The 22,609-nt window shown below is 36.1% G+C and carries 21 protein-coding genes; 3 read left to right on the top strand and 18 right to left on the bottom strand.

Going from position 1 to position 22,609, the window contains the following annotated elements; translation table 11 throughout:
• Positions 1–109 precede the first annotated feature (109 nt).
• The 3 genes from ychF to ACLRVU_RS04645 all read left to right on the top strand — a co-directional run bounded on the left by ychF (position 110) and on the right by ACLRVU_RS04645 (position 2,641).
• The gene (ychF, locus tag ACLRVU_RS04655; protein WP_412890898.1) at positions 110–1,210 is read left to right on the top strand and encodes a redox-regulated ATPase YchF; all 1,101 of its coding nucleotides are present in this window, start codon (positions 110–112) and stop codon (positions 1,208–1,210) included.
• Positions 1,210–1,944 carry a class B sortase gene (gene srtB, locus ACLRVU_RS04650; RefSeq protein WP_412890897.1) on the top strand — a complete coding sequence of 245 codons (735 nt, stop codon included), beginning with the start codon at positions 1,210–1,212 and terminating at the stop codon, positions 1,942–1,944. The genes ychF and srtB overlap by 1 nt, the downstream gene beginning before the upstream one ends.
• 88 nt (positions 1,945–2,032) lie before the next feature.
• A complete protein-coding gene (locus ACLRVU_RS04645; RefSeq protein ID WP_412890896.1) occupies positions 2,033–2,641 on the top strand; it encodes an HAD family hydrolase in 609 nt (202 codons plus the stop codon).
• A gap of 18 nt (positions 2,642–2,659) precedes the next feature.
• Here ACLRVU_RS04645 and ACLRVU_RS04640 read toward each other — a convergent pair whose 3' ends face one another.
• From ACLRVU_RS04640 to ACLRVU_RS04555, 18 genes are all read right to left on the bottom strand, one after another.
• The gene (locus ACLRVU_RS04640) at positions 2,660–3,892 is read right to left on the bottom strand and encodes a helix-turn-helix domain-containing protein (protein ID WP_412890895.1); all 1,233 of its coding nucleotides are present in this window, start codon (positions 3,890–3,892) and stop codon (positions 2,660–2,662) included.
• A gap of 321 nt (positions 3,893–4,213) precedes the next feature.
• Positions 4,214–5,584, bottom strand: a complete 1,371-nt coding sequence (locus tag ACLRVU_RS04635; protein ID WP_412890894.1) for a glycoside hydrolase family 1 protein — start codon at positions 5,582–5,584, stop codon at positions 4,214–4,216.
• Between the two features lie 172 nt (positions 5,585–5,756).
• Positions 5,757–6,692 (bottom strand): type I phosphomannose isomerase catalytic subunit, encoded by a 936-nt coding sequence (locus tag ACLRVU_RS04630; protein ID WP_412890893.1) that lies wholly within the window; start codon positions 6,690–6,692, stop codon positions 5,757–5,759.
• 44 nt (positions 6,693–6,736) lie between these two features.
• Positions 6,737–7,753, bottom strand: a complete 1,017-nt coding sequence (locus ACLRVU_RS04625; RefSeq protein WP_412890892.1) for a D-alanyl-D-alanine carboxypeptidase family protein — start codon at positions 7,751–7,753, stop codon at positions 6,737–6,739.
• A gap of 129 nt (positions 7,754–7,882) precedes the next feature.
• Positions 7,883–9,031, bottom strand: coding sequence for a sensor histidine kinase (locus tag ACLRVU_RS04620; RefSeq protein ID WP_412890891.1), 1,149 nt, complete (start codon positions 9,029–9,031; stop codon positions 7,883–7,885).
• Positions 9,021–9,716: a VanR-ABDEGLN family response regulator transcription factor gene (gene vanR, locus ACLRVU_RS04615; RefSeq protein ID WP_412890890.1), complete on the bottom strand. Its 696-nt coding sequence runs from the start codon at positions 9,714–9,716 to the stop codon at positions 9,021–9,023. Before vanR ends, ACLRVU_RS04620 begins: the two co-directional genes overlap by 11 nt.
• A gap of 183 nt (positions 9,717–9,899) precedes the next feature.
• The gene (locus tag ACLRVU_RS04610) at positions 9,900–10,880 is read right to left on the bottom strand and encodes a DUF3810 domain-containing protein (RefSeq protein WP_412890889.1); all 981 of its coding nucleotides are present in this window, start codon (positions 10,878–10,880) and stop codon (positions 9,900–9,902) included.
• Between the two features lie 63 nt (positions 10,881–10,943).
• Positions 10,944–12,584, bottom strand: coding sequence for a Na/Pi cotransporter family protein (locus ACLRVU_RS04605; protein ID WP_147549457.1), 1,641 nt, complete (start codon positions 12,582–12,584; stop codon positions 10,944–10,946).
• A 1-nt stretch (position 12,585) separates the two neighbouring features.
• The gene (locus ACLRVU_RS04600) at positions 12,586–14,295 is read right to left on the bottom strand and encodes an ATP-binding protein (RefSeq protein ID WP_412890888.1); all 1,710 of its coding nucleotides are present in this window, start codon (positions 14,293–14,295) and stop codon (positions 12,586–12,588) included.
• The gene (locus ACLRVU_RS04595; protein ID WP_412890887.1) at positions 14,276–14,983 is read right to left on the bottom strand and encodes a response regulator transcription factor; all 708 of its coding nucleotides are present in this window, start codon (positions 14,981–14,983) and stop codon (positions 14,276–14,278) included. The genes ACLRVU_RS04600 and ACLRVU_RS04595 overlap by 20 nt, the downstream gene beginning before the upstream one ends.
• 146 nt (positions 14,984–15,129) lie before the next feature.
• Positions 15,130–16,110, bottom strand: coding sequence for an asparaginase (locus ACLRVU_RS04590; protein ID WP_412890886.1), 981 nt, complete (start codon positions 16,108–16,110; stop codon positions 15,130–15,132).
• Between the two features lie 12 nt (positions 16,111–16,122).
• Positions 16,123–17,421 (bottom strand): HAD family hydrolase, encoded by a 1,299-nt coding sequence (locus ACLRVU_RS04585; protein ID WP_412890885.1) that lies wholly within the window; start codon positions 17,419–17,421, stop codon positions 16,123–16,125.
• Positions 17,422–17,518: 97 nt separating this feature from the next.
• Positions 17,519–18,181 carry a phosphate signaling complex protein PhoU gene (gene phoU / locus ACLRVU_RS04580; protein WP_412890884.1) on the bottom strand — a complete coding sequence of 221 codons (663 nt, stop codon included), beginning with the start codon at positions 18,179–18,181 and terminating at the stop codon, positions 17,519–17,521.
• A 9-nt stretch (positions 18,182–18,190) separates the two neighbouring features.
• On the bottom strand, positions 18,191–18,949 hold the full coding sequence (gene pstB, locus ACLRVU_RS04575) for a phosphate ABC transporter ATP-binding protein PstB (RefSeq protein WP_412890883.1): 759 nt from the start codon (positions 18,947–18,949) through the stop codon (positions 18,191–18,193).
• 6 nt (positions 18,950–18,955) lie between these two features.
• Positions 18,956–19,816, bottom strand: a complete 861-nt coding sequence (gene pstA, locus ACLRVU_RS04570) for a phosphate ABC transporter permease PstA (RefSeq protein WP_412890882.1) — start codon at positions 19,814–19,816, stop codon at positions 18,956–18,958.
• Entirely contained in the window at positions 19,809–20,741 is a 933-nt protein-coding gene (gene pstC, locus ACLRVU_RS04565; RefSeq protein WP_412890881.1) for a phosphate ABC transporter permease subunit PstC, read from the bottom strand. Before pstC ends, pstA begins: the two co-directional genes overlap by 8 nt.
• Positions 20,742–20,760: 19 nt before the next feature.
• Positions 20,761–21,576: a phosphate ABC transporter substrate-binding protein gene (locus ACLRVU_RS04560; protein ID WP_147549479.1), complete on the bottom strand. Its 816-nt coding sequence runs from the start codon at positions 21,574–21,576 to the stop codon at positions 20,761–20,763.
• A 270-nt stretch (positions 21,577–21,846) separates the two neighbouring features.
• Complete coding sequence (locus ACLRVU_RS04555; protein WP_412890880.1) at positions 21,847–22,221, bottom strand: helix-turn-helix domain-containing protein; 375 nt, start codon at positions 22,219–22,221, stop codon at positions 21,847–21,849.
• Positions 22,222–22,609 lie beyond the last annotated feature (388 nt).

Below are 22,609 nucleotides of genomic sequence, written 5' to 3'. Positions count from 1 at the left end.
AAGAAGCTATTGGAGAAAACGATGTTATGCATTCAATAAATCAGCATAGTTTTAGTTGCATTTTAGACACTAATTCGCTAAACTAATAGGAGTAGAAAGAGGTGTTATCATGCCATTAACAGCAGGAATTGTGGGATTGCCAAACGTTGGAAAGTCCACTTTATTTAATGCAATTACTAACGCGCAAGTGGAAGCTGCCAATTATCCATTTGCCACGATTGACCCTAATGTCGGAGTTGTAGAAGTACCGGATCATCGTTTAGATGAACTGACAAGATTAGTTCAGCCTAAAAAAACTGTTCCTACTACATTTGAATTTACGGATATTGCCGGTCTTGTAAGAGGGGCGTCAAAAGGCGAAGGATTAGGAAATAAGTTCTTAGCCAATATTCGTGAAACAGATGCGATTTGTGAAGTTGTCCGCTGCTTTAGAGATCCCGATGTTACCCATGTAGACGGAGACGTGGATCCTATCCGTGACATTGAAACAATCAACTTAGAACTAATCTTTGCAGATTTAGCGACTGTTGAAAATCGTATTGCCAGAATTGGCAAGAAGGCTCAGTCAGGAGATAAAGAAGCGAAAGAAGAAGTTATTATTCTAGATAAGTTAAAAGCCGCTTTAGAAGCGGAAAAACCAGCCCGTTCTATTGACTTTACAAAAGAAGAAATTCTATTTGTAAAACAATGGTCATTGCTGACGATGAAGCCGCTCATCTATGTGGCTAACTTAGGTGAAGAGGATTTAGAAGACCCTACTGCTAACCCTTATTACAATACACTTGTAGAATATGCCGGTAAAGAAGGCAGCAAGGTAGTTCCGATCTGTGCAAAGATCGAAGCTGAATTAGCAGGATTAGAACCAGAAGAAAAAAAACTGTTCTTAGAGGAACTAGGAATAAAGGAAAGTGGTTTGGATCGTTTAATTAAAGAAGCTTATGCTCTTTTAGGATTATGTACCTTCTTTACAGTAGGTGTGCAGGAAGTGCGTGCATGGACCTTTAAAAAAGGGATGCTGGCTCCGGAAATGGCAGGAGTGATCCATACTGATTTCCAAAGAGGATTTATTAAAGCAGAAACTTATAGTTATGATGACTTTATCCAATACGGAAGTGAACAGGCTTTAAAAGATGCCGGCAAGGTACGTCAGGAAGGTAAACAATATGTTGGTCAAGATGGTGACATCATGTTGTTTAAATTCAATGTCTAGTGAAAAAATACATTAGACGCATTCTCCTTGTTGTCTGTGTCATCGTATTCTGTTTTTCTGCTTATCAGTTATTTACTATCTTTATGCAATATAAAACCGTTGATGACAATAATGCTCAGATTCGCAATACTGTAATTCCGGAAAAAAAAGAGGATGTTCCTTTTACAATAGATTTCGCTAAATTAAAAGAAATAAACAGCGATGCTGTAGCCTGGCTGAATATTGAAGATACGGATATCTCTTATGCCGTTGTTCAAGCCGGTGACAATGATTATTATCTTCATCGTAATTTGCAGAAAGAAGATTCATTTGCCGGAACATTATTTGCCGATTATCAAAATAGTTCCGATTTCAGTGATTTTAATACCATTATCTATGGACACAATATGAAAAACGGAAGTATGTTTGGTAAACTAAAAAAATATAAAGATGTCAACTATTATAATGAACATCCTTATATTGATTTGTATATTGAAGGACAGAAGCTGCGTTATCAAGTCTTCTCAGCACGAGATGTTGATGTTGCTTCCACAAAGACTTACTATAATGTCTACGGACAAAGCGGATTAAAGCAAGAAATGATTGATGAGTGGTTTTCAACAGCCCTTTATTCAACCGAAGTTGAAGTAACGCCTGAAGATCAGGTAATTACTCTATCGACATGTGTCGATTCTTTAGATGATCAGTATCGCTTTGTTGTGAACGCAAAATTAATTGAAACCAGTGATTATTAAGACGGAGCAAGGCTCCGTTTTTTATTACATAATTAGACAAAGAGATAACCTCATTATATAATGAAGCTATAATACGGGAGGAAATAGAATGATCACAAATATTGTTTTTGACATGGGCAATGTCGTTTTATCTTATGATCCAAACTACATTATCCAACATTTTACTAAGGACAAGGATCAGCAAAGATTATTAGTTGAAGCCATTTTCAAAAGTCCGGAGTGGCTTGCTTTAGATGAAGGGACATTGTCTAAAGAAGGTGCCTGCTCCATTATGAAGACACGTGTGGAGCTGCAATTACAGCCGTTGGTTAAGAAAGTTATGGATGAGTGGTATTTGCATCTGACGCCGTTTAAAGACATTATAGAGCTTTCTAAAAAACTAAAAGAAGAAGGATATACACTCTACTTGCTATCAAACACATCGCTTAGTTTTTATGAATATTATGAAAATGTCGAAGCCTTTGCTTATTTTAAAGATTTCTACATATCCGCTAGGCATTTATTAATGAAGCCGGATCCTGCTATTTTTAAAGATTTTTGTAAAAGGAAGCAATTAAATCCTACTGAATGCTTTTTCATTGATGACAGTCAAGATAATATCAACAGTGCTAAGTCAATCGGTATGCAGGGAATTTGTTTTAACGGTAATTATGATAATGCTCAAATGATTTATGATGCAATTAAAAAGTGCAGCTAACGATAGCTGCATTTTATTTTACATTTTTATTTCACATAATTTTAAAGCATATTTATATAAGGTTTTATAATCTTTAGAATGCTGATGTTCTTTCAGCATCAGTTTTAATACAATACGATTTGAGGCTGGAAACGACGTTTTCTCTATCGCTTTAAGGTTGTGATCCAATACTTTAATCAGTTCTTCACTCCCTGCTCCTTCTATCTTCAAGCGGTAATATTTAGCCATATATTTATCAATCGGATCTTGATTCAATGCTTCAAACTGATCAATTGCTTTTTTACATAATTCCATGTCATCTTTATGATAAGCTACCATCATTTGGTAATAAAAATACTGAGGGTATTTTTCCATCAATTGTCTGACATCCTCATCAAAGCTTTCAAAGGTAGGCAGAAAATTATCATATTCCTCCATCAGTATGCACAAATATAAAAGATTATTGCAGACAATCAATTTATCTTCCGGACCTAAGCCGAAATTATGATAAACTTCCAACATTTCTTCATATAAAATACGTGATTTACGGTATTTCCCGGTCATCAGATGAATATTAGCGACACATACACTACAGAAAGCGCTGCGGACATAGTTATGATGCTGTTCAAAGAGACGCTTTGCTTCACCTAAGCTTTCAAAGGCTTCCAGAAAATCACCATGTTTAGCATAAATAACACCTTTTTGATACGAGATCATCGCTAGATTTCCAATATCCATATAAAAAGTTTCAGCTTCTTCCAGCATTTCAATGGCATCGTTGAAATTACCCTTAATAAACTGATAAAATCCTTGATACTGTTTAAAAATCTGCTTTTGCAGTAAACTCATTGTATCCTCTACTTTACTTAAAGCAGTGAACAAGGTGTCATATTCACATGGCTGCTGCCAAAGAAGATCAAAAACCAAATTAGCCAGCAAAAGAGATGTTGTTAATCCCATTTTAAGACTGTCATGATTTAATTCTTCTAACTGCCTGACCAATTCCTCTCTTGATTTACGATATAACATATCATGATAAAGCCTATGCACCTTTTTAATACAAACAGGTAAATATTCTATTGTTTGATGATAGTTTAAATCTAATGCTTCAAAAATGGATTCCATCGTTACCGGATTGGAAGATTCCATTCCTCTTTCAATTTTACTAAGCTGACTGTATTCGATCCCTACAATTTCAGCTAATCCACGTACAGAGATATTTTGATGAATCCGATTGAGCCTAATGACCGCTCCAACTTGCGTTTCCAACATTTTTAATTAAATCCCCACTTTCCCATAAATCGGTCAAACCGGCAGACTTATCCCATCGTAAGAACATCCATACTGCAATAACTGAAATATAAATTTATATGTGACTTGCACTCTTATTAGGGTTATATGTTCGACCTCTTTAATTTAATATTTATTATAAAAAACATCGACAAAATCCCTCATTTTTATACCTGACTTTATAATAATATCAAATTTAAATATAAAATACTATCTATTTAAGCGGTTAATCTTCAATTTAAGATAAAAATGATGCATTCCCTCGAAATAAAAAAACTGCCCAAATAATTAGGCAGTAAAACATTAATCCAAATCTTCTCCATTTGATTCAAATGCTTTTTTCACCCAGTAGAAACTTTTCTTTTTATGACGTGATAAATCTTTTAGATCTTTCTCATCACGATTGACAAAAACAAATCCATATCTTTTGGCAATTTCACATTGACTGCTTGGAATATCAATAGGTCCCCATGTGACATACCCTAAACATTCTACACCATCAACTTCTACTGCGGCTTTTAATTGTTTGATATGCTCACGATGGTAGTCAATACGATAATCATCTTCTACCGTGTTATTTTCGTTTAAAGATTCACGATGGGCAATTCCATTTTCTAATACAAACACCGGCTTGCCACTGCGATAATAAATATCTCTGGCGATACGTCGAATTCCGATCGGATCGATCTGCCATCCCCATTCTGTCCCATCTAAAAATTCATTTTTACGATGTGCCTCTGCAATGACATCCCCTAAGAAACGTCCTTCGTATTCTGCAGTTGTAACAACGGCACTGGTATAATAGCTAAATGCCATATAATCCACGGTATAGCTCAACAATACATCATCCTCTTTATCAAATTCCGGCATCCAGCCATGAACAGATAAATAGTTGATCATATAATTTGGATATTTTCCTTTCGTAAAGACATCCACATAAAAATTATTAAAGTAATCATTTGTTAATTGTGCAATCATGTTTGCTTTTGGTTCGGCACTGTCTGGATAAGTAAGTCCATAAGCGACCATTCCGCAAAATTGTGCATCCGGCACTAATTCACGTAATGCTTTAACTGCTTTGCAGTGAGCAATAAATACATGATGATTGACCTGATACAAGAATTTAATTGGATCTTCTCCCTCAGGAATCTCTTCTGCATTTGAATATCTTAATGACTGTGAAAACAGATTTTGTTCATTGAAACTCATCCAATGTTTAACACGATCCCCGAAACGTTCCATACACACACGGGCATAACGTTCAAACAGATCCACTACTTTTCTTGAAGCAAATCCATTATATTCTTTGACTAAATGATAAGGCATATCAAAATGCACCAGTGTGATCATAGGTTCAATTCCTGCTTCTAAAAGCTGATCGATTAATTGATTATAGAAAGCCACACCTTCTTCATTGATTTCATCATCACCGTTAGGAATGATTCTTGACCAGCAAATCGAAAAACGGTAAAAATTAAATCCCATCTCTTTCATTAATGCAATATCTTCAGGATAACGATGATAGGCATCAATAGCTACTTTCCAATCTGAAAAATTTGGATTTGTCGGTCTGACATCATAGATTGATAATCCTTTTCCGCCTTCATCCCAAGCTCCTTCAGTTTGAAAAGAGGACACTGATCCGCCCCAATAAAAATCTTTATTAAATCCCATTTTAGATCCTCCTTGTAGTTATGTGTTTATTATATACATCCCTTTTTAAAACCTCTAGCCTTTTTCAAGTTATTGAAATTAGATTTCATCATTTTATTCTTTTTGGTAAAGAATATAAAATATAGGTTTATAAAGTTTCCCAAGAAAAAAGACCGACTTACGCCGATCTATATTATAAGGTTGTCATCATCAAAGTAAGCTGACCATCAAACTCTATCTTTTGAACATCATGACAGACAATAAAGTGCTGTCCTTTTTTTATTGGACAATCATTGACATATCCTTCTCCTTCAATGACACTAAACAGACTAAACGGCTGACTATGCACAAGACCGGTCTTTTTTAAAACCTCAATCTTTGATACAGAAAAATAAGGAGCTTCAATCAAGCATGTTCTGATAAATGTGTCCGTGATCTCTTTTGATAATTCCTTTTGTAAAGTCTGATGATAAGGAACTGTTGTTACATCGATGGACTGCTGAACATGAAGCTGACGTTCGTTACCCTCTTTATCTTTACGATGATAATCATAGACACGATAGGTAATATCCGAAGACTGCTGTGCTTCATAGATTAATGAGCCACTGCAGATCGCATGAATCGTTCCGGAAGGGATATAGTAAAATTCTCCCGGCTTTATTTCAAACTTATTAAGCAAACGGTCATACTCGTCATTTTCGATACATTTTATTAATTCCTCTTTTGTTTGAGCATGATGTCCCATTACCATTTGGGTGTGCGGGTCTGCATCAAGTACATACCAGCACTCCGTCTTTCCTAAAGAATGTTCATGCTTTGAGGCATAGTGATCGTCAGGATGAACCTGCACACTAAGATCTTTAGAAGCATCGATAATTTTAATCAGCAAGGGAAATGCAGGATCTTTAATATTACCAAACAGCTCACGATGCTGCTGATAAAGCATTGAAAGCTTCATTCCTCTATATTCACCATTTAAAATGGTACAGTCACCGTTTTTATGTGCAGAAATAGCCCAGCATTCCCCTGTAGAATCACTCGGAATGGGATAATTATATACATCTTTTAAGCGATGCCCGCCCCAGATCATTTCCTTAAAAACCGGTTTCATAAATAAAATATGTCCCATATAGATATCTCCTTTTCATTTTTTCATTATAGCATAGCCCCACTTTATTTTAAATTAGAATCATTTAGAACATTTAAACTTCCTACCTGATTATATACATTGTTTGCATCTAAAATATGATAAGGCTGGGTTTGATGATCGCCCTTTGCTTTGGCACTTACAAAGATATATTCTTTTCCATTGATTTGTGCAAGACTGGCTAAACATAATCCGGCTTCGTCAGTATAGCCTGTCTTTCCGCCGATGATATTCCCACCCACAACCTTTGTATCATTCATGGAACTGAACATGGTGCTGTTAAATGTTAATCCTTCAGGATGCAGATTAGTTGCGAAGATGCTGTACTGTCTGCTGGTAAAAATCGTTCTGAACTCTTTATTTTTTAGGGCATACTGTAATAATTTTGCCATATCTTCAACTGTTGAATAATGATTAGCGTTATGCAAACCGGTCGAGTTGCAGAAAAGTGTATTATTCATACCCAGTTCTTTTGCCTTGCTGTTCATCAAATTCACAAACTTACTTTCTGACATAGCGATTTGATCTGCCAACGCCAAACAGCACTCTGCTCCTGAGGGCAGCAGTGTTCCATACAGCAGATCTTTCATTGTAACTTTTTCTCCCGGTAGGAAGCCTGCCATGGAAGCATCTCTTTCATATAAAGTTTCAAAATGCTTATTAGTCAGAAGCATCTCCTCAGTCAAATTCTCTATGTTTTCAATCGCAATGATTGCTGTCATAATCTTAGTTAATGAAGCCGGATAAATCTTACTTTGGCTTTTGTTTTGTGCCAGTGTTTGATTAGTACTCAATTCCACTAAGGCTGAGTAGGGACTATATAAATGTGTCAGATCGATAGAATCGGATGATTGCGGCGGTATATATTCTTTTGTATTTGTTTTTTCAAAGATAGAGAAAAAAGAATTTTTTTGATGATCGATTACTGTACGTAATTCTTTCGAAATCAATATTAAAGCGGTGAGAGTAGTCAAAATAAAAATATATAAAAGAACCTTTCTTTTTTTATTTTCCAACTTAGTACGTGATGTTTTTTTATTCATAAACAGCCCTGCCTTTCTTAAACAAAAAAATAGCTTTTGTACAGTCATTATTCTACCCAACAAAAGCTATTCATAGTTTAATATTTAATTGTTTAATTCCTAAGAATATATTAAGAAGGTAAATAATAGTTAGTTTAAGGGAAGCGTAATACAAAATGTTGTCCATTCATTCTCACTTTTGGCTGTGATCGTTCCTTGATGCAGGGTTATAATTTCTTTAGCGATTGCAAGACCTAAGCCGGCACCCCCGGTATTGGTTGTTCTGGCTTCATCTAATCGGAAGAACTTTTCAAAAATAGCATTTAATTTACGTGGTGGAATCGTTCGTCCTTTATTACGGAAATAGAGAGCAAGTTCTGTATCTGTTTTTTCAGTCCAGATTTTAATTTCCGTATCTTGATAACTGTAGGCAATCGCATTCTTTAAAATGTTGTTGAAAACTCTTGCCAGCTTGATCGGATCCCCATATAGAAACGTATCTTCTTTTACGTCAAGATTGATCGTATTACCATGAGTTTGCAGCAGCGGATAAAACTCATCGGTCATCTGTACCAGCATATAGGAAAGATCGATGGATTCTTTTTCCAATTCGATTTGCTGAAGATTATAGCGAGTTATTTCGAACAGTTCGTTAATCAGCTTTTCTAAGCGATGTGATTTATCCAAGGCGATTCCAATATATTTGTTTTTTTGTTCACTTGGCATATCCGTTGCTTCATCCAGTAAGCTTAAATAGCCAATCACGGAAGTTAACGGTGTTTTTAAATCGTGTGTCAGATATACGATTAAATCATTTTTTCGGTTCGCCTCATCTCTTAAAATCTGTTCATGATGCTGCATGGCAGACTTAATTTCCAGCATTTGCGAAGAGATTTCGGCATATTCCTTGGGAAATACTTCTTTAGCCTCTTTTTCTCCGCCCATATAATCGCGCATCATCTGCCTGGCATTCGACAATGCTTCTTTTATCTTTCTATTAGCATAAAAATGAGAGATGACAAAGATCACAACAGTTACAATAATGATCCCTGTAATAGATAGACCGAATATAAACATTTTAAGTTCATACCAATTCAATGTAGTGTATATTGAAGTCTGAACCACACCGTCAACGCTTTCATAGGGTTCATATTGTAAACTGATAAAATGGTCTGTAAACCAATTCACAAAAGCCCCATTAAAGACCTGATCAATCAGATAATAAAGACCATAAAAGATTATTATTGCAATAAAGATAATACGAAGCATTCGGAACAGCTGTAAATATTTACTTTTCAATTTTATAACCACACCCCCAAACTGTTTTAATATACTTAGGATTTTCAAAGGAATCTCCCATTTTTTCTCTCAAATGCCGGATATGTACGGTAATCGTATTATTATTTTTACTAAAGTATTCATCGCCCCAAATCCGATGAAACAGTTCTTCCGAACTTACCACATTTCCCTTTTGCTGACACAGGATGCTCAAAATGGAAAATTCCGTAGGTGTTAACGAAAGCGGCTTTTCGTTTAAAATGCATTCATGCGTTTTAATATTCAAGACCAGTCCCGAATGAATAATGACATTTTCATCTGTCTCACTGCTGCCATTATATCTCTTATATCTTCGCAGCTGTGCTTTTACCCGTGCTACCAGTTCCAGCGGTAAAAAAGGCTTAGTGATGTAATCATCTGCGCCTAATGTCAGCCCGGTGATTTTATCAATTTCCTCACCTTTTGCTGTCAGCATGATCACCGGATAATGGTGCTGTTCTCGTATCTTTTTACATAGCTGAAAGCCATTGAGATGCGGCATCATGACGTCTATTATCGCAATATCTAAGGATTCATTTTCGATGCACTGTAAGGCATCTAAGGCATTGTAAAACTTAAAAATCTGAAAGTCTTCATTCTCTAGGTAGAGAGCCACAAGATCGGCAATTTCCTGCTCATCATCTACAATCAGTATTCTGTTTGTCATATTTCCCAGTCCCTTCTTTCGAGAATATTATATTATCATAATGTTCTTGAGAATTTATAAATATTCTTATAAGAGAACATTAAGATTTTCTTATGTTTACAGGTTAAATGTTTTATAAAGCCGTATAAAAAAGACATGATAATAAGATCATCTCTTCTTAATCATGTCTTTAACGAATAAACTCTATGAAAAAATATTGGCATTATTTTGCTTATAATAGGAAAAAATCAAACCGACAAAGCGCTGATAGCTGACGACTCCCTCTTCTACTGAATTCATTTTTAAATAGGTGTCATTAACGGTATTGGTAATCGTACTCATCGTATCACCATATTGATTCCAAAAGGCGTGATCCTCCTTCAAGTCCTTTATAATCGGTTCTGAAAGCTGCACATAATAAGGATTAATATCTACACCCAAATCGTAAAGCTCATTTGTTATATAAATAAAAGCTGTAAGATAAGCACTGTAGCGAAAATACTCCTGATCGGATTGTGAACAGGCAAGATAGGCTAAAAAGTTTGCTTCATCCTCAGACATATAACCTTGCAGGTGGGATAACTCATGACACATCGTAAAAGGGGTATTAAAAGCCGTCATATCTTTATTATAATTGGCTTCAATGGTAAACGGTGAGAAAATACCGCTTAGTCCACAGGCAGTCATCAGTTTTGAAAACAGCATCGGTTTTGGATTGGGATAGTAACTAGAAATAATCCGATTCATAGCGATACGGCTTTGCTTTGCCATTGTTGCTTGATCCATCGCAGTTGTATCTAAGATATACAACTGATTGGTCACATACTGACACAGCTGCTTTAGTTCTTTAGTTGTGTAATCCACCTTTGTAAATTGCATATCTTTCTCGATTGGCTGACGATGATAATTGATTCCTGTAGTCAAGGTAAATACTAAACAGATCACAAGAAGATAGCGAAAAACCAGCATCCATGAACGATATTTAATAATGATAAACAGTAAGCCTATAATCAAGAATAAAACAACCCATTCAAATAAGGAAATAGGGAATAAGCCGGCTAATCTCCCAATGGTTTGCACAAACAACGGAGAAATATAGCGGGCATAAAGAGTGGCAAAGGCTTCTATTGCTGCTAAGGCATTCAACACAATAACAGATAAAAGCAAAATCAGATTCTTTTTCATAGTCCTCCTCCTATCGCCTCTATTCTACCATAAATAATAAAAAGGGTGTTTATATTACACCCTTTACTCACTGATTGTTTCATACAGTGTGATATTAAACTGACGACATAGCTTAGCAATCGAATATAGATGATCCGCTATTCTCTCAATATCGGTTAAAATTTCACTGTAAACAACGCAGGCTTCCGCTGAAATTTCCCCTTTTTTAAGACGCTTGATCTGATTTTCACGATAGCTGGCAATCAATTCATCTACCAATTCTTCATTTTCAATAATCTTATCCATATTTAATGGTGTTAACTGTGTTTTGGATTCTTCAAAACAACTGATACTGCTGTCTAGGGTCTGCTGAAGAATGGTTAATTCTGTTTCCGCTTGGGCACTGTATTTAAGTCCGTTCGCTTTTGTTTCATCAATATATTGTGCCAAATTAATGGCATGATCACCAATACGCTCAATATTACCGGTAATTTTGAATAATGCATTGGTCAGCAAAGAATCATTTTCATTCGTATCTACTAAAGTTACCTGTGCACTAAAACGGGTGATTTCTGTATTTAAATAATCAATATATTTTTCATTATTGCTTATTTTTTCATTATATTTATCGGTCACTTTCGTTAGACCTTTCATTGTTAGGACAATGTTTTCTTTCGCAAAATCAAACATACGGGCAATTTCTTTACTTAGCTGTGTTGTTGCCATAAATGAAGCTGCCGGTTCGGTTGCTGAAATATAAAGTGTCTGCAAATCCTGTTCCTCATCTTCTTTTAACGGCAAGATCTTCTCGACTAATTGAACCAGCTGATTACCAAAAGGAAGCAGCAGCATCGTTGTGGCAATATTAAAGACAGTATGCACATTGGCAATCTGATTTTGCACAGAACCCGGTGTTAACGCTACAATATAATCGGTAAATGGAATAAAGAGACATACGGTCACAAAGACTAATGTTCCAATAACATTGAATAAAAGATGGATCATGGTCGTTCGCTTTGCATTTCGGTTAGTTCCGATTGACGCAATAATAGACGTGATACATGTTCCGATATTTTGTCCAAATAAAACAAAGATAGCACTATGTAATTGAATTGCTCCACTCATTGCCAAAGCCTGCAAGATCCCAATAGAGGCACTTGAGCTTTGAATGACCGCTGTAAATACAGCTCCGGCAGCAATTCCTAAGAATGGATTTTCAAAAGTTGTCATCAGATCAACAAATGGCTTGTAGTCACGTAATGGCACCATGGCATCTGACATGAATTGCATTCCCACAAATAAAATTCCCAGCCCGGCAACGATTTCACCGACATAGCCAACCTTTTTATTGCGGATAAACTGGATCAGAAAAACACCGGCAAAGATTAGGATTGGTGCAAAGTCTTTGACATTCAAGGCAATTAGCTGCCCGGTAATCGTCGTTCCGACATTAGCTCCCATAATAATCCAAACCGCTTGGGATAATTTCATTAACCCGCTGTTGACGAATCCGACAACCATAACCGTCGTAGCAGATGAACTCTGAATCACCGCTGTAATTCCGGCTCCGATCAGTACACCGACAATACGATTAGATGTAATTTTCTCCAAAATCTTTTTTAAGCTGTTTCCAGCTACGTTTTCCAGTCCATTGGACATCATGTGCATTCCATACAGGAATAAGCCCAATCCTCCCAGCATAGTAAATAAATTTGTTATTGTCACCTTACAACACGTCCTTTTTCATATTTTTTAAATAGATGGTTGTTTTTGTCCCAATTCCTAAGACACTCTCTATTTTTAAGTCTCCTTCATAAAGCTGTACAATATGCTTTACAATCGCCAACCCTAATCCGGTACCCTCGATTGCTTTTGTACGTCCTTTATCTACACGATAGAATCGTTCTGTTAAATGGGGAATATCTTCCTTAGGAATACCAATCCCATTATCCTCTACAATAATTTTAAGACTATCTGTTTCCAGATTGAATTTTACGGATACCCATCCGCCATCACGACCATATTTAATCGAATTGGATAATAGGTTGGTAAAAAGTTGATTCATTTGTTCCAAATCACCGTAGAAATCAACATTTTCACTATGACAGATCAGGTGAATGCCACGATCATTTGCCATCGGTGATAAAGTATGGAATATATCTTCAATAATTAAGTTTAAATGCAGTAATTGTATATCCGGTATCGTTTGATGATTTTCAAGCTTAGAAATAACTAGAATATCATTGATCAAACGTGTCATATTCCTTGTTTCTTTAAGAATACGATGGACAAATTCATCTTTTTGCACTTCATCATTAATCAAATGCTGATTCAATAATTCCGCATACCCTTGGATAGAGGTTAACGGTGTCTTCAATTCATGTGAAGCATTCGAAAAGAACATCTGTTTCATTTTCATCGCCATTTCTTCCGGCGTTACATCTAAAAACAATACGATTGTACTGTTTTTGAATACACCGCTGTCGATTTTAGCTTTATGAATTGAAAAATATTTATCTCCTAAATGAAATGTCTCATAGACATTTTGACTTTTGATGCGTTTTAATATTTTACGTTCCTGAATATAGCTTTCAATGGGCAAGCCTTTATCTACCCCTTCGCAGTTAAACATCAGATTAGCGGCATGATTGATCAAGATAACGGAGTTATCCTCATCCACAACAATCATTCCTTCCTGCATGTTATCCAGGATATAATGTACTTTATTCTTTTCTCTTTTTAAAGAAGCGATTGTCTGATTGATTTTATTTGCCAAACGATCGGTTACACTGGCAATATTGTTTAACTCGGTATATTCATAGGTATGTTTTTTGAATACCGGATCATTTTCTTCAATAGACAGCAGCTGCAAAGATATTTCTTCTAAAGGCTCTGATACCTTTTTAGCGATATAACGGGAAAAAAGAACCGATAATCCCAACGAAATAATGATACTGATACCAATTCCCGGAATAGCCATTTTAAGATAGTCAGTCAGTCCGGAATAAGGCACAGATAAACGAATAATCACGTTATGCTCACTAAGATAAGCCACATAAAGCATATTTTTATGAATTGTACTTGAATAGCGAACTTCTTTTCCCACACCCTCATGAATAGCCTCACGTACTTCTTTACGATCCAAGTGATTTTCCTGCAAATCATCAACAGAAGAATCCGCAATCACCTGACCATCCAATGAAATAACGGTCATTCGACTGTCAGATTCCAATGTTTTTTCATTGACTAAATCAATTTGCACACGTAAATCCTGCTCGTAGTCAATAGAATAATCGACCAGCTGCAAACTATAAAGCATATTGTTGACATTGTTGTTGAAAGTGAGACGTGAAAAAATGTAAGTGGATATCACACTGCAAATTAATAATGCAGTCACAATCAATACATTGATATTTCTAAATATCGTCTTTTTCATTGTTTGACGTATCCATAAAACGATAGCCTACACCGCGAATCGTTTTTATGCATTCTCCTTGATCTCCTAATTTTTCACGTAAATGACGAATATGCACATCGATTGTACGAGTATCCGCGCTTCCGCCATATCCCCAGATCTTATTTAACAGCTCTTCTCTTTCTAAAACCTGGTTATGATTCTGCATCAGCAATAAAAGCAGTTCATATTCTTTATACGTTAATTCGATCAGCTGTTTATTACGGTAAACATCACGTGTTTCCTGATTAATCATGATGCTGCTCATTTCAATCATTTTAGACTGATCGGTTTTCATTTTGCTGCGTCTGATCAGCGCACGCACACGGGCACATAATTCCAGTACGGAAAATGGTTTTGTCATATAGTCATCCGCTCCGCCTTCTAACCCCTGAATTTTATCGACTTCACTGTCTTTAGCCGTCAAGACAAGCACCGGTAGGTCTTTGACTTTTGACATTGTACGTACCTTTTTTAAAGCGGTGATGCCGTCCATTCCCGGCAGCATGACATCAAATACAGCGACTGTCGGAAGATCATCCTGAATCGATTTCAAGGCATCTTCCGCATTATCAAAATCTTTAACGATAAAATCATAGCTATTTAAAGCAATTTTAATTAGATCACGAATATTGTTATCATCTTCAATAATATAAATTAATTTTTCCATAGTCCATCCCTCTTTGCCCTCATTAAACCAAAAAAGACTACGACATTAAAGTTATTTAAAGTTAATATTATGTTAAGTTTTTGTTAAGATCCCACATAATACTCTTTCATTATAACAAACTTAAAAGCCTGTAAAAAGTATTATTTCTAATAAACATTAAAGATTTGCCTGATTTTTTCTGCCTCTTTTGTTACACTGAGTGCCAACATCAATAATACCCTCGCTTTTTGCGGTGATAAGGTATTGCTTGGCACCGTATAATTTTCTTTATCAAAGACCGGACTTTCAAAGACAATTCCATGTCCGACACGGCTGGAACGGACAATGATGATGCCTTTTAGACTCAAATCCTTAACTTTTTCAATCCATTCTTTTGAGTAGTTTCCACTACCACTTCCGGCAATGACAATCCCCTTACAGTCTTTTTCTAATGCTTGCAGCACTTCAATTCCCGCACCTGCATAATAGTAGGCAATTCCTACCTTAGGTAAAGTCGTTAGCACCTGCTGACTAAACTGTGACTGCAAGGTATGTTTTTTAAAGGCTCTGGCAAAGAAATACGCTTGGTCATCCCGCATATATCCTAAACAGCCAAAATCCTTTTTATCAAACGCATCGGTTTTAAAGTTATTTACCTTTTGGATATCACGTCCTGAATAAATCGTATCGCTAAAGACTGCCATGACACCATGTCCCATCGCTTCTTCATGGCACGCTAAAGCTACAGCCTGATAAAGATTCATCGGACCATCAGCACTCGCTGCTGTCGCCGGACGCATTGCCCCGGTAATAATGACAGGTTTATAGGTACGCAAAGTCAAATTCAGAAAATAAGCTGTCTCATCTAATGTATCGGTACCATGTGTCACAACGATTCCATCCACATCTTCTCTTAATAGTAATGCATTTAAATAATTAGCTAACTGCACCCATCTGTCGGGTGACATTTCATTACTGTCAACATTCATATATTGGATTGCTGATAAATGGGCAATATGATTAATGGCAGGAAGGGACTTAATGATCTCATCAATATTGATTTCTCCTGCCTGATAGCTGGCACTTTTACCGATTTCTCCTACACCGGCTATTGTTCCGCCGGTAGCGACGATCATAATATTCTTCATATCTGTATCTCCTTAGCCAAGGATATCGGCAAGCTTGCCAAGATCCGAAATAAACATTTCAGACTGTTCCAGCAATCCTTGATCGTGCATCAACAAATCCGGAACACATACGACAGGTATTCCGGCACGATTCGATGCAATGATTCCATTTTTAGAATCTTCTAATACAATCGCTTGACTGAGTTCCACTTCAAATAATTCACATGCCTTAATAAAAACATCCGGTTCCGGTTTGCTGGCTTTCACCATATCGCCCCCTACAATCCCCTTAAAATACTGACGTGTATTTGATATTTCCAAGTAATGTTCAATCGTTTTAGAACTTGATGAAGAGCCGATTACACAAGCAACATTCAATGCTTTTAAACGTTCCAATAATTTAATCAACCCCTTTTTCATTGGCAGACCATTAGTATCAATTTCTTCACGCAGTAATGCAAAAGCATGGCGGTCTACAGTTTCATAAGGATAATCTGTGCCAAACTCACTCACTAATATTTCTTTTGCGATCTTGCCTGATGTACCGATCAGCTTATGACAGATTTCTTTTGTCATCGGATAACCATAGTCATGGTGAGCTTTGATTAACGGTTCAATGCACAGCCATTCTGTATTAAACATCAAGCCGTCCATATCAAAGATAGCAACTTTGGGTTTAATTCCCTGAAGCAGTTCTTTGACTTTAAATAAACTAGATACGGTTGCAGTTGTCATTTCAAAAATTTCCCGTTCATGGAAAATCAGATCAGGCACACAGATTACCGGGATATTCCCAGCATGTGCTGCCATAATGCCGTTTTTAGAATCTTCCAGCACTAAAGCATCTTGAACATCTACACTAAAATGTTCACAGACATGCAGAAAGATTTCCGGATGCGGTTTACTGTTGTGGATCAAATCCCCACTGATAATATAATCAAATCTTCCTTCTAAGCTACTCATCTTTAAATAACGATCAATTACTGACCTGCCTGAAGAAGAAGCAATCGCCATTTTAATACCTTCAATTTTTAAATAATCCAGCAGTTCAACTAATCCCGGCTTTATCCCTAAGCCATGCTCCTGAAAATGAACTTCACGATATTCTCCGGAACGTTCACGTATTTTATCTAATGGGCAGTCCTCACCCAAAGCTTCTTTTAATATTTTAGTATTGCGGATCATGTTTCCGCCAATTAAACTCTTACTTAACTCTTCTGAGATAGTATAGCCAAACTCTTTGGCAGCTTGAATATGACAACGGCTTCCCATTTTTTCTGTATCAAACATCAGACCGTCCATATCAAAGATTACTAATTTTGGTTTATGCATATTGTGTCCTCCATTGAAGCATTATATCATCATTATTCGAACAAAAAAAGATTTTACACACAAAGAAAAAAGAGCGTCTGAACGCTCTTTAATCGCATTATACTAATTTAAAATTATCAATCATTCCGGTCTCGTTAAATTCGATCCATTCACAAACATTTTTAATATGATCTCCGATTTTTTCTAAATATTTTGAGATCATAAGGAAGTCTAAATAATAATCGATATTTTCTTCGTCTTGTTTAATCAATATCACTACATCTTTTTTACACTTATCAAATAAAGCATTGATCTTCTGATCTTTCTGACGAGTTTCTCTTGCCAGTTCTACATCTTCATTTTTAACTGCTGCAGTCAATTGCTCCATCATCTCCACAATATGCTCCAGCATAGAAGCAATATGCGGCAGCTTCGTATAAAGATCATCCATTTTTGTAAGCACTGTGATCTCTGCAATATCGGCACATTGATCCCCGATACGTTCTAAGTCTGTCACTACTTTTAACCCGGTTGACACTAAACGCAGATCACGTGCCACCGGCTGCTGCTTCAATAATAATGACAGACAGCGGGTTTCAATGTTTTTTTGCAGCTCATTGATATATTTATCATGCTCAACTAATTCTTTCGATTGTGAAACATCAGGATGTTTGATCAATGCTTCCATCGTATGCACAGTTTCGTTGACTGCTTCTGCCATCTCTCCAATATCTTTTTTTAAGTGGTTAATTTCATAATCAAATTTTTTTCTTGTTACCATAATTGTCTCCTAACCGAATCTACCTGTAATATAGTCTTCTGTACGTTTATCCTGCGGTGTTGCAAATAAGTCACGGGTTTTACCGTACTCTACCATTTCTCCGACTAAAAAGAAGGCTGTATAATCTGCGATACGTGTTGCCTGCTGCATATTGTGCGTCACTATAATGACAGTATACTTTTTCTTTAAATCTTCCATTAAGTCTTCTATTTTTAATGTCGAAATCGGATCTAACGCACTGGTTGGTTCATCCATCAGGATCACTTCCGGTTCAACCGCTAATGCTCTGGCTATGCAAAGACGCTGCTGCTGTCCTCCTGAAAGGCTCAGGGCAGACTTCTTTAGATCATCTTTTACTTCATCATATAATGCGGCTCCCTTTAAACTGTTTGCAACAATTTCATCTAAACGCTTTTTATCCTTAATACCATGCAGTCTGGGACCATAGGCAACATTATCATAAATACTCATCGGAAAGGGATTAGGCTGTTGAAATACCATTCCTACTTTCTTTCTTAATAAAGTAGTATCCACTTTTTTATCATAAATATTTTCTTCATCTAATTCGACCAATCCATCGATCTTAACATTTTCGATCAAATCGTTCATACGATTAAGTGTTTTTAAGAAAGTAGATTTACCGCATCCACTAGGTCCGATAAAGGCTGTCACCTTATTTTCATAAATATCCATACTCACGTTTTTTAAAGCGTGATTTTGTCCATAGTACAAGTTTAAATTTTCAACTTTTATTTTTGTGTTTTCCATGCTGATCTACCCTTTTTCTCTATTCATTCTATTAGCAATAATATGTGTAATACGGTTTAAAACGAAAACTAATATAATTAAAACCAAAGCAACTGCAAATGCCTGATCGTATCTAGCTTTTGTCATACTTAAATACAATTGGATGGTTAAAGTTCCTCCCGATTTAAAAATATGTCCGAAGAAATCATTGACTAAATAATAGCTGCTTCCAGCTGTAAACAATAAAGCGGCTGATTCACCGATGATTCTTCCGATGCCTAAGATAATCCCGGTAATAATCCCCGGCATTGCACTAGGCAAAATAATTGTACGGATCATATACCATTTCGTTGCTCCCATTCCGGTTGCTCCGGCACGATAGGATTCCGGTACACTTTTTAGTGCCACTTGTGTTGAGCTGGTAATAATCGGCAGAACCATTAAGGCTAAAGTTAATGCTCCAGTCAAAATGGAGAAGCCTAGTTTTAATGCGGTTCCAAAGAAAACCATTCCGAATAAACCAAAGATAATAGATGGGATTCCTGACAGTGTCTCAATCGTAAACTCGATCGCTCTTACCAATTTTCCACCCTTTGCATATTCGTTTAAATAGACAGCTCCGCCTACGCCTAAAGGGGTGACGATCAGTAATGTAATGACAATGATATAAAGCGTATTCACGATATTCCCTAATATCCCAAAGGTATTATTAATACCACTGGTAACAGTTGAAATTAACTGCCATGATAAATGTGGTGCTCCTTTTACGATCACTAAGCCGATGATCCCCACTAACACAGCGACAGATACGAATGCACTTAAATAAATGAGGACACGAATGACATTGTCACTGACTCTCACACGTTTATCATAAATACTGTTATGCATGCTGATCATCTCCTGACTTAATGATTTTAGTAAGAATGATGTTTATGATCATAATAAAGATAAATAACACCAGTCCAATCGTAAATAACACCTGACGATGTGTTCCTGAAGCATAAGACATCTCCGAAACAATCGCTGTGGTTAAAAAGCGCACTGAGTTAAATGGCAGCGGTAAATTAACAGAGTTTCCTGATACCAAAACGATTGCCATAGCTTCTCCGATCGCACGTCCTACACCTAATACGATGGCACTTAAAATTCCTGTTTTGGCTGCCGGCAGAATCACTTTAAAGATTGTCTGCATCTGACTTCCGCCCAATGCCAAAGAACCTGACTTTAAATGTTTAGGTACTGCACGTATAGCTGATTCACTGATATTGATAACGGTGGGTAAAATCATAATAGCTAAAATGATAATGGCTGATAATAAATTACATCCACCGGTAAACTGATGGGTAGGATCATTCTTGAAAAAGAATAATTCTAGTTTATACATCACCGGATTAATTAATAAAATTCCAATTAAACCATAAACAACAGACGGAATCCCTGCTAATAATTCTACTGCCGGCTTGACGATCTTTGCCATTCTTGAACTAGCTACTTCTGAAAGATAAACAGCTGTCAGTACGCCAATGGGAACTCCGACAAGAATAGCACCGGCACTTCCAACAATCGAAGTAAAAATAATATTTAATATCCCATATTGAGGATCGGCTGCACTCGGATTCCATACATTTGAAAAGAGGATCTCCTTGATCCCCACTTTCAAAAGAGCTGGTGTTCCAGAATAAATCATGTAGCCAGTCATCATTACGACAGCAATAAGAGCAAACAACGCACAAACCTTAAAGATCCATTCCGCTGTTTTTTCTACTCGAGATTTAGTCTTACTATTGATCATGATTGATAATACCTTATTCATGATTTATTCCTCCTAATGATTAGTCAACTGTGATAAGTCCAACTGATTTAATGATTTCCTGTCCTTTATCTGATTGTACAAATTTAAAGTAATCCTGAACCGACTGATCTTGTTCACTGATTTCTCCTTTAGTTACCATAACGAATGGTCTTTGCAATGCATAAGTTCCGGCTTTGATATTTTCTTCATTTCCTACAACGCCTTCGATTTTTAATGCTTTTACAGTATCGTCTACAACATCTAATGAAACATATCCGATTGCCCCAGGAATAGACGCTACTTTTGCCATTACCGCACCTGTAGAATCAATTTCCTGGGCATATTTACAGTTATTTTCTACTTTTAAAATTTCTTCGAAAGCTCCTCTTGTCCCCGATCCGGCTTCACGTCCGATAACTACGATGCTTTGATTTTCTCCGCCAACTTCTGACCAGTTTGTAATTTCTCCGGTATAGATTTTAGCTAATTGTTCTTTTGTTAAGTTTTCCACACCGTTTGCTTTGTCTACTACGATTGCAATTCCATCGATAGCCACAATATTTTCAACTGCACCTTTTGCTTTTTCTTCATCTTTTAAAGCTCTTGAAGCATTCCCAATATTAACTGATCCGGCTAAAACCGCTTCGATTCCCGCACCTGATCCTGTATATTCTGCTGTTGCTTCATTATTTGTTTCATTGTAATAAGCTTCGTTCATTGCCGTCATCATTTTTTCCATTGAAGTTGACCCTGACATTGTCACTGGCTTATTTGCTTTACTATCTCCTGTACCGCCACATCCAGTAATGGCAAACGCAACTGCTGCTACCATTAAAGATTTAAGTAATTTTTTCATTTTCTTTCTCCTTGTTTTTACACACATGTTTATATTCAATTTTTAGGTGACTTCCTCTCACCACGCCACCATTATAACAAGTCATTATTTAATACAAGTTTGAATTAAGTTAAATTTATGTTAAATTCAGATGTTGATTTCTCCTCCCTTTTTTAACAATTCTTCACTTCTATATTAACCTAGCTGATTTTACTCACCTTATTAATACTTTCTTTAAATTACAGGTGATTTATTGCGTTTTTGTTAAATTTGGGTAAAAAGAAAAAGAGCCTAATTGGCTCTCGTCTTGTATTTTGCTTTTTCAAATTGATCGATAGGAACAAACATATTCTTTGTTTCCTGATAAAACTGATCATAATACACATACTCTTCTATATATCCATCTAATAATACATCGATACGTACAATTTCTTTTCCGCCGGTAATTTCAATGCGGGTATGCGTAGAAAGAATTAATTCAGGATAAGCATTGATAATCATCATATTTACTTCTCTCATGACCAGATTAGCATTCTCCAGTCCCACAACACTGCCGTCTTTTTCCATACCTACATAGATCGTACCGCCATCATTCGTCAGCAGCTCCAATATATCCGCTATCAAAAGAAGTGAGGGATTGGTTGTATATTTAATTTTCTTATCCATTTCCAACACTCCTTTCTAAAAGTATTCTCCTTATTATATTATTCAGTCTGTACTCTTGGTTATTCATTTTGCCTAAAGCAATTTTTATATTCGACAAAATCATACTTCTTTAGTGTGAATTTTATATTAACTTCCTCTACACGGTTATTATAGTCCATATTATTTGATATATACATTGAATAATCTATTGCGATTATACAACTAAAACTATTATTTGACAAATATTTTCAAAATTTGAATAGTTATTAGTATTTTCAATATATATAGATAAAATCAATTGAAATTTATAATACACAGTCTTTTTCACTCATTTTCAATAATATTTACGTTACTTATGATAAGTAAAAAAATATGTTTAGATATTTACATTTTTTTATTATATTATAGA

This window comes from Beduini sp. (genome assembly GCF_047239305.1).
Classification (GTDB): domain Bacteria; phylum Bacillota_I; class Bacilli_A; order Erysipelotrichales; family Coprobacillaceae; genus Beduini.
Note: the sequence above shows the minus strand (reverse complement) of the source record. Positions and strands in the feature narration are given on the sequence as shown.

What these genes read in the sequence shown, in the direction of transcription:
- ychF (WP_412890898.1), top strand. Translation starts at nt 110, where the DNA reads ATGCCATTAACAGCAGGAATTGTGGGATTGCCAAACGTTGGAAAGTCC.
- ACLRVU_RS04645 (WP_412890896.1), top strand. Translation starts at nt 2,033, where the DNA reads ATGATCACAAATATTGTTTTTGACATGGGCAATGTCGTTTTATCTTAT.
- ACLRVU_RS04640 (WP_412890895.1), bottom strand. Translation starts at nt 3,892, where the DNA reads ATGTTGGAAACGCAAGTTGGAGCGGTCATTAGGCTCAATCGGATTCAT.
- ACLRVU_RS04635 (WP_412890894.1), bottom strand. Translation starts at nt 5,584, where the DNA reads ATGGGATTTAATAAAGATTTTTATTGGGGCGGATCAGTGTCCTCTTTT.
- ACLRVU_RS04630 (WP_412890893.1), bottom strand. Translation starts at nt 6,692, where the DNA reads ATGGGACATATTTTATTTATGAAACCGGTTTTTAAGGAAATGATCTGG.
- ACLRVU_RS04625 (WP_412890892.1), bottom strand. Translation starts at nt 7,753, where the DNA reads ATGAATAAAAAAACATCACGTACTAAGTTGGAAAATAAAAAAAGAAAG.
- vanR (WP_412890890.1), bottom strand. Translation starts at nt 9,716, where the DNA reads ATGACAAACAGAATACTGATTGTAGATGATGAGCAGGAAATTGCCGAT.
- ACLRVU_RS04610 (WP_412890889.1), bottom strand. Translation starts at nt 10,880, where the DNA reads ATGAAAAAGAATCTGATTTTGCTTTTATCTGTTATTGTGTTGAATGCC.
- ACLRVU_RS04600 (WP_412890888.1), bottom strand. Translation starts at nt 14,295, where the DNA reads ATGAAAAAGACGATATTTAGAAATATCAATGTATTGATTGTGACTGCA.
- ACLRVU_RS04595 (WP_412890887.1), bottom strand. Translation starts at nt 14,983, where the DNA reads ATGGAAAAATTAATTTATATTATTGAAGATGATAACAATATTCGTGAT.
- ACLRVU_RS04590 (WP_412890886.1), bottom strand. Translation starts at nt 16,110, where the DNA reads ATGAAGAATATTATGATCGTCGCTACCGGCGGAACAATAGCCGGTGTA.
- ACLRVU_RS04585 (WP_412890885.1), bottom strand. Translation starts at nt 17,421, where the DNA reads ATGCATAAACCAAAATTAGTAATCTTTGATATGGACGGTCTGATGTTT.
- phoU (WP_412890884.1), bottom strand. Translation starts at nt 18,181, where the DNA reads ATGGTAACAAGAAAAAAATTTGATTATGAAATTAACCACTTAAAAAAA.
- pstB (WP_412890883.1), bottom strand. Translation starts at nt 18,949, where the DNA reads ATGGAAAACACAAAAATAAAAGTTGAAAATTTAAACTTGTACTATGGA.
- pstA (WP_412890882.1), bottom strand. Translation starts at nt 19,816, where the DNA reads ATGCATAACAGTATTTATGATAAACGTGTGAGAGTCAGTGACAATGTC.
- pstC (WP_412890881.1), bottom strand. Translation starts at nt 20,741, where the DNA reads ATGAATAAGGTATTATCAATCATGATCAATAGTAAGACTAAATCTCGA.
- ACLRVU_RS04560 (WP_147549479.1), bottom strand. Translation starts at nt 21,576, where the DNA reads ATGAAAAAATTACTTAAATCTTTAATGGTAGCAGCAGTTGCGTTTGCC.
- ACLRVU_RS04555 (WP_412890880.1), bottom strand. Translation starts at nt 22,221, where the DNA reads ATGGATAAGAAAATTAAATATACAACCAATCCCTCACTTCTTTTGATA.